This window comes from Microbacterium sp. BF1, assembly GCF_019279095.1.
In the GTDB taxonomy this organism is placed as follows: domain Bacteria; phylum Actinomycetota; class Actinomycetes; order Actinomycetales; family Microbacteriaceae; genus Microbacterium; species Microbacterium maritypicum.
Genome location: NZ_JAGYWT010000087.1, coordinates 1 through 7325, shown reverse-complemented (window position 1 = coordinate 7325; position 7325 = coordinate 1). Strand labels below are relative to the sequence as shown.

7 protein-coding genes and 1 pseudogene are annotated in these 7325 nt (G+C 61.6%); 2 read left to right on the top strand and 6 right to left on the bottom strand.

The genetic code is table 11. From position 1 onward, the window contains the following. Positions 1–180 (top strand): hypothetical protein (locus KZA10_RS05015; RefSeq protein ID WP_218682332.1); only part of this gene is annotated, 180 nt, incomplete at its 5' end. A gap of 220 nt (positions 181–400) precedes the next feature. On the opposite strand, the gene KZA10_RS05010 is transcribed toward KZA10_RS05015, so the two are convergent. Continuing rightward, complete coding sequence (locus KZA10_RS05010) at positions 401–745, bottom strand: hypothetical protein (protein ID WP_218026616.1); 345 nt, start codon at positions 743–745, stop codon at positions 401–403. On the opposite strand from KZA10_RS05010, the gene KZA10_RS05005 reads away from it, so the two are divergent. Next, positions 701–1075, top strand: a complete 375-nt coding sequence (locus KZA10_RS05005; RefSeq protein WP_141387019.1) for a transposase — start codon at positions 701–703, stop codon at positions 1073–1075. The genes KZA10_RS05010 and KZA10_RS05005 overlap by 45 nt on opposite strands. A 2-nt stretch (positions 1076–1077) precedes the next feature. Here the strand turns inward: KZA10_RS05005 and KZA10_RS05000 are convergent, their stop codons facing one another. The 5 genes and pseudogenes from KZA10_RS05000 to KZA10_RS04980 all read right to left on the bottom strand — a co-directional run. Next, positions 1078–1509 (bottom strand): MepB family protein, encoded by a 432-nt coding sequence (locus KZA10_RS05000; protein WP_141387017.1) that lies wholly within the window; start codon positions 1507–1509, stop codon positions 1078–1080. Positions 1510–1733: 224 nt separating this feature from the next. Further along, positions 1734–3671: an ATP-binding cassette domain-containing protein gene (locus tag KZA10_RS04995; protein WP_229779072.1), complete on the bottom strand. Its 1938-nt coding sequence runs from the start codon at positions 3669–3671 to the stop codon at positions 1734–1736. Between the two features lies 1 nt (position 3672). Next, the gene (locus KZA10_RS04990; protein ID WP_141388340.1) at positions 3673–4947 is read right to left on the bottom strand and encodes a peptidoglycan-binding domain-containing protein; all 1275 of its coding nucleotides are present in this window, start codon (positions 4945–4947) and stop codon (positions 3673–3675) included. 64 nt (positions 4948–5011) lie between these two features. Beyond that, the gene (locus KZA10_RS04985) at positions 5012–5926 is read right to left on the bottom strand and encodes a hypothetical protein (protein WP_141388338.1); all 915 of its coding nucleotides are present in this window, start codon (positions 5924–5926) and stop codon (positions 5012–5014) included. Between the two features lie 1272 nt (positions 5927–7198). Further along, a pseudogene (locus KZA10_RS04980) lies at positions 7199–7325 on the bottom strand (IS5/IS1182 family transposase); the annotation flags it as partial.

The following is a 7325-nucleotide window of genomic DNA, read 5'->3' as shown; positions in this document are numbered from 1 at the left end:
GGCTTCGGGATGGGCTACCTGTTCGTCCGTCGCCAGTTGCGGGTGAAGAGCCCGATGCTCGACATGGCGCTGTTCCGTCGCGGTTCGTTCTCCGGAGCGATCCTGGTGAACCTGCTCAGTGTCGTCGTCCTCCGACCGGATCTTCAGCGCCCATCAACGCCGGGCGATCACTCTCCGTGACCGCGAATGCCTGGTCCGGCGGGAGCGCCTCCGCTTCGACGGATGTCACGGGTTAGCGTTTTTGCGATACTTGCGGCTTCCATGAGCCGATTAGCATCGACATCCATTTCCGCCGTGTGTGCGAGAGCAAGTTCTCGCGGAAACTCAATCGAGATTGGTGTTTTCATTGCAGAGAAGACCGGTAGCTCCGCAAGTACGGAACTACCGGTCAATCCTTTCGTTAGCTCATCGAGTAGAACTTGTTCTCGAATCCGCCCATCACGATGCCGCCAGCGATGGCACCGGCGAGTCCGATGGAGCTTGCGGCGGCGATGACGCCGCCCCGGACCTGCCACTTGATTTTCTGGTGGTACGAGTTCCGGAGTCCCGCGTAGTAGGCTCGTTCGCCTGCCACCTGTCCGGCACCGTAGAGCCCCCCGCCGGCCGCCATCGCCCCGGCGATGATTCCGACCACGGCGCCGACCCCGATTGCGCCGTCGATGTTGTCATCCTGACGCCCGGCCAGGCCGCTGACACATGCATGCTGTCCGCGACGCTGGAACAGATCCGCGTGCCGGTCGGACACGGGCGGCCACGCACTCGTCCGGACCGAGTGATGGCCGACAAGGGCTATCCGTCCCGGGCGAACCGGGCATGGCTGCGCGAGCGTGGCATCGCCGCGACGATTCCCGAGCGTGATGATCAGATCGCCCACCGCCGCAAGCGCCGCGGCCGCCCGATCGACTTCGGCGACGAACAACGGCACCGCTACCGCGGCCGCAACGTCGTCGAGCGCTGCTTCAACAAGCTCAAGCAATGGCGCGGCATCGCCATGCGATCAGACAAGCTCGCTCGCAACTACCACGCCGGCCTCTGCCTCGCCGCAACCCTCCATTGGCTCACCAGCACGAGCTGAGCTCAGAACTCCTGGAATGCGGGCGCTTGAGCGCGCTGCGTGGTCGTGGCCTGGACGTTCAAGCCAGTGCGCCAGTTCGGATACACCCGGAACCCACGCTTTCCTGGCCGCCTTCCTGACGTGATGCCGAGTGCAGTGAGACGCGCGCCAGTGAACCGGAACACCCCTCGTCGATCATGTTGCGCCACGAAGACAAGCAGCCCCGCAGCGGGATCGTCATCGCTGAACGGCGTCGTGTTCCCATCCGCGTGTCGTTGCCAGAACGCGACGAAGGCACCCGGCTCGGTCGGGATGTTACGCGCAGTCCGGATATGCCAGACCTCTTCACCGATCTGGACAATCCCGGACTCGTAGTCGCTGTTCTGCATCTCGGGAATCACTTCAGCGGTCACGACCACCTCAGCCGAATACGCCGCGAAGGCATTGAACCGCATGCAGCCACGATATCTTGCCGAGCCGTCAGGCACGGGCCAGCGACCCTGAGCTCCTTTAGCAACACGGCCTAGGACGGCATCCCCCGTTGCCGCGTGGACCCGGTGGATCTTGCCACCTCGTCTCCCCCTCAAACCGCGCCGACCTAGGGTATTGAAGCCGTAGCCCACGGTCTCATCATCATCCGCGTGGGCGAGGTCGCCTCAGGTAAGGCAGGCCACGAGACTCAGCTACGGAGATTCTCTGCGGGGCGAAGACGCGCCGCACGGATCGAGGCCAAGCCACCACCGCCTGCCCCGACAATCATGCCAACGGCGATGGCGAGGGGAAGGAGGACGACATCGAACACGGGCGCCCATCGTTGAGTCACGGTCACCACTAAAATTGCGGCCATACCGAGCAGGAGCCCGGCGACCCCTCCGACGAAGCCGATGTACGCAGACTCGAGAGTGATGAGCGCCCCGATCTGGCGATCCCGAGCCCCGAGCGCCTTGCGCATGCCAATCTCGCCTCGCCGTGCGTTGACGGCCAAGAGCGTCGCATTCATGAGAGCGGCGATAGCCACAATCAGGGCAAGTAGCGTGAACGCTATAAGCGTTGTCTGCACCCCTTGTTCCACTTGTCCTCTCAGCTGAGCAGAATCGGTCGGCGCGGCGACGACGATCTGCTCAGGCTGGAACGGGTTCAGCGCAGAGGGCAATTGCTTAGCGACCTGCTGTGCTGCGCCGGCAGACGTCACAGCCAGCATGGTCACATCGATGGGCCCTCCCGCCGTGAGGTCATCACGAGGTCCGACGACGACTTCGCCTCGCAGCAAGGGGAGTCGCGACGACTCGGTGATGATGCCTGCCACAACGTACGAGATCCCATCGACGAGGATGGTCGGCGCACTGTCGATGCTACTGAGTTGCAGATCCTTCGCGAGGAGGTCGCCAATATAGGCTTCGCCGGCCTCGAGCGGCCCCCGGTGCCATGGCGCCTCGTCGATGGAAAGACGTGCGGCGGCGGCGATATGTCCGATGGCGACATGCGGTTGGATCTGCCGTGATTCGGCGAAGGTCGAGACTGTGCTGGCACGGAGATCGATGACGGCAGCTGCCGCATCCACCCCACTCAGTTGTTCAACTCTCTCCGGGATCGTCTCAAGCGGGGGGGAGTTGGGGACTCCCGTCGACCACCGCGCGGAGACTTCGCGATTGAGATGTGCATCGAAAGTGGCTGAAACCTGTGCCCTGGCCGATGCGGAGAGCCCCAAGGTCGTGATTGTCAATGCCACCGCGATAGCGACAGCTAGACCCTGCCCTAGCGTCTGGAACTTTCGCGACACCACGGACGCCCATGCGTCGCGTAGCATGTCGACGAACCGAATGCGCCCCTTCGACTGAGCATCTTCCTCCTCGCGAGCCCGGGGAAAACGCGAACTGGCTGAGCCCTGAAGAGACTGACCGGCGGAGTCCGACTCCGAATTCGAGCCCGAACTCACCTGTTGCACATCCGAGACAAGTTTGCCGTCTGCGATGTGGATCACGCGACGAGCACGCTCCGCCACTTCGGTGGAATGAGTGACGACGATGACTGTCGCCCCCTCATGATTGATGCGTTGAAGCTCATCCAAGACTCGAGCCGCGTTAGCCGAATCAAGGTTCCCGGTCGGTTCATCGGCGAGGATCAGTTTCGCGTCGCCGGCGATGGCTCGGGCGATGGCAATACGCTGCCGCTGCCCGCCGGATAGCGTCGACGTGCTCTGAAATGCGCGGTCGCTGAGGCCAACCGAGTCAATTGCGCGTCGGACTTTCTCACGGCGCTCCGCGCGTCGCATTCCCCGGTACAACAGATTCAATTCGACGCTGTGCGCGGCCGGTCTGCCCTCAAGCAGGTGGAAGGCCTGGAATATGAAGCCAATCGTGCGAGCGCGTACGCTCGAGGAACGGCGACCATCGCTGGCCCGAGTATCCCCGCCGTCGAGAACGTAGGTTCCAGACGTCGCATCATCGAGCAGACCCAGAATGTTCATCAAGGTGGTCTTGCCCCCACCCGAAGGCCCGACGACGGCGACGAACTCGCCCTGGGTTATGTCGAGGTCGATACCGCGCAGCGCCTCGACATCAGGACTGCCTGGGGAAGAGTAGGTTCGACGCACTCCCCGCAGCCGAATCAATGCCACGTCAACCAACTCGAACCTTGTCGCCGACTTCGAGGGCACCTTCTTTTACCGACTCGACGGCGACCTCACCCTGCAAGGTACCTAGAACGGTAACAGGAACCTCGACGAGCGTCCCATCATCCTGCTGCTTCGTCAGAATGTTCTTGCCGGGCCCCCGATCTGACACCGCGACTATCGGGACAATCAACGCATCCTGCGCCACGACTTGCTGAATCACGGTCACCCGCGCCCGGCCAGTCGACACAGGCAGCGCGGTCTGAGGGACGACGGTGAAGGTGACCTCAGACACCCCGGCTTCTGCTCCACCGGTCGCCCCTTCTTCGCCTGACGACCCACCAGGGGGTGAATCTTCCGAGGCCTCGGTGGCTCCAGTTGAGCCTGGGAAACCAATATCTCCCACGGTGCCTTCCACGGTGACGCCGTCGATGGAGATCGTGGCCGCGTCTCCTGCGACGACGTCGCCAAGATCGGCGGCAGGTACTGTGATCGTGATGACGACATCCGCCGACCCGAGTATGAAATCGGGTTGGCCCTCGACCGCCAGCCTCTGTCCGACAAGCAAGCCTCGAACGATCTGTGCGGATGCGCTGGGCATCGCCAGAATCTCGGCGACAGGAACATACCCCTCGGCAGCCGGCGTCTTCGTGGCCGGCGTCTCCGTGCTGCTCTCCGCAGGCCTGTCGCCCTCCACCGGATCGGTTTTCTCCACCGCCGGCGCACTACGAGTAGGAGCCTCATACCCACTGTCCTGGTACCAGCGCTTGACCGCCGCAGCCGTCGCACTACCAAAGCGTCCATCGGGCACGACCTCGTATGACCGCGCCAACAGCGCGTTCTGTAACGCTTCGACGTCCGGCCCGTGGTCCCCGATGCCCATGTCGCGGTAAAAGGAGAAGGGGGATTGCACGCCGAACAGCGGACGCCCATTGACCTCGGTAAGCACCTGTCCAGCTGAAACGGCCGCCCCCACCTGCAGCGGATGCCCGGTAACCACTGCGAGTGACGCATCCGGAACGGGAAGCACCGTGACTGGAGTCTGCGCTGAGGGGCCTGCCAGACCGGTAAAACTCACCTCTCCCACGAGCGAACCCTGTGTCACCTCCGCAAAGACAGGACCGGCCGCGGGGGCTTTGGCATTCGCTTCCTGCTGCGCCGATGACTGGAACTGCGCGGCGAACCAGAAACCTGCGCAGATGATCGACCCCACCAACACCACAACGAGCACAACAATCCAACGAGATCGTCTGGACTTTTCGGGCACAGTCGGTTCGGTCATCGATCCCTCTTGCTTTCTGATCGCTAGGTCGCCGCAACCAAACTACCGCCTAGTGACGCGGGGGCTACGGGGCTGCTGGCGCGTTCTCCGCCACAATCGTCAGCAACTTCGATTTCCTCTCGGTGGCTTCCGAACGTATCCGGTCTAGTTTGTCCCGGTTCTCCGTGACGAGCCTTTGCTGCTCCTCCCAGGTCTTCTCATACTTGGCAGCGCTCAGCCCACTAGTCTCGCGACATTCCGCGTCGGCAACGGCGGCAGCGAGTTCCTCCACGGAGGGCGCCGGAGTCCCCCCCGTGCCGATCCCCCATTCCTCACCAACAGCCGAGGGAGGCATCTCTGTCCACGGGTCCAGAACCTTCGGAAGCGTGAAGGGCAATTGCGGTTCCAAGCACTCACGCCACTTAGCGGTCGCCTCCACGACGGACTCGTCCTGTAGCGCGACTTGCTCGGCCTGCATAGCCAGCCCCGCAAGATAGTTGACCCCATCGAAATTGACAAAGGAATCCTCATCCTGCTCGCGCACCTCATTCCTACAGTCAAGAAGCGCAGTGTCCAATTCCACGTTCGGGAAATAGGACTCCGTTGTAGCTATGAACTCTCCCCACAAATTCACGCTCTCTTCGTGGACCGGCGTCGCGAAATGGTATCCCCATTTTTTCGCTAATTCTGGCGTGAACAGACGCAATCCAACCGAGTTGAAGTCTTCGGCTAACGGAAACTCTGTGTCCTGCCATGGAACCGGCCATTCATAACCTTGGGAAGTAAGGCAGTCTGCGATGAGGAGTTGTTCCGCATAGTTGTCGAGCGCTACGGGGTACACATGGAACTCGTCCAGGGGCATTGCCCACGCGGCGCGATTCTTGTTCGTGGCCTCGGTTTCGTCGGGCCCCGAGCAGCCAACGACGCCTATAGAGAGGATCACCGCAAGTGCGGCCGCCCCGTAAGAGCGGCCGCACTTGCCCAAGCTGATCACAGGCATAGAGCCCCACCAGCGCTTGCCCGCGTCGTATCGAAGTACCCCGACTCAGCAGTGTCGTTGAAGCTCCGAGATCCGAGATCCGTAGTCCCTCTTCCCACGGCGAACGAGATAGGAGTGCCTGTCTTCGTCTGGCCCGGGTACAGGTACGACACTTGGGTGCGGCCATTGTTGAATGCGGATGATGCGACGTTATTGTACGTCCTCCAACCAATGGCCATATTGTCAGCGCAATTCAGAAACTTATGCGTGGAAGGCTGCTGCCAGGCGTCGTTGCCGTAGTTATAACCAGAATAGCTACAGTGATAGCCCAAACCGCAATCAGCTGGCGCAGCCGACGCAGGCGCCGCGAGCGCGAAGACCCCTGCACCAGAAAGCGCCAGTGCGAACAACGCGCCTGCCACTCTCTTCCGCCAAGACCCGTAGCGCGCTTGTTTTGAAGACATACTCAACCCCCGAAGAACGATTGGAACAAATCGAGACGACCGTCTCAAGTGAGTCTCCTCAGATTTATCAGGGTTTGTCAAGTCGATTTTATTAGATGGATTTCAGCTCAGGATCTTCGCAGCTGAGCATAGTAGGTCTGGACTGGTGGCACTGGCCCGTCGACGTCCAATCTATCTCTCACACACTCGGGCTGGGCGGAGTCGCAGACGCGTGCCGTCTGCGACTCGTTTTCTCTCCACCTGCAGCCGACGATAGATACTTTCGTCTATAGGCCGAAAGGGGGACAGACAGCGTCCCGGGTTCGGTCCTACACTGATTTTCGATCCATCCGTTTCGGCCGTCAGCAATCTTGTCCCCCGAACGGCCTACAACACAGAAGCCCCCAACGGTACGTTGCCCGAGCGGGTAAACCCCATTGTTGAGGATCTTTCCTGAAGCTCAAGATCAATGGTGTAGACCGCGAGAGGAAGAACACGAAACTACGAGCAGTCTTGTTGCCCCCTTGGCATAGTCGCTACGGCGGTCTTAGTTGGAGTGGCGGCACCCTGGACTGCTTCTGAGCCGGATTCCGAGCCAGGTGTCGCAACAACAATCTCGGAGGTTCCTCCCCCGGATGTTGAACGACGCCCTGATGGGCCGAACTGTCGGCGACGAGCTCATCACCTCCGGTGGCAAGTCTCGGACAACGTTCCCCTCTAGCACCGGTTCGATGCTGTCGGAGACGAACAGCACGGGGCACCAATGACGTCGCCGGTGTCAACTCCTTAGCGCCGGGCATCACCTGTCCTCGTGATCCACGAACCGACCACGTACGGCCTACTGTCTTTGCTAGGGCGTGTCTCCCATATGGCGTAGCCAGGTGAGGATTGCGCTGATGGTGACGGCCGCGCGGTAGGTGATCGCGAGCTTGTCGTAGCGGGTGGCGAGGCCCCGCCATTGCTTGGCGAGAGCGAAC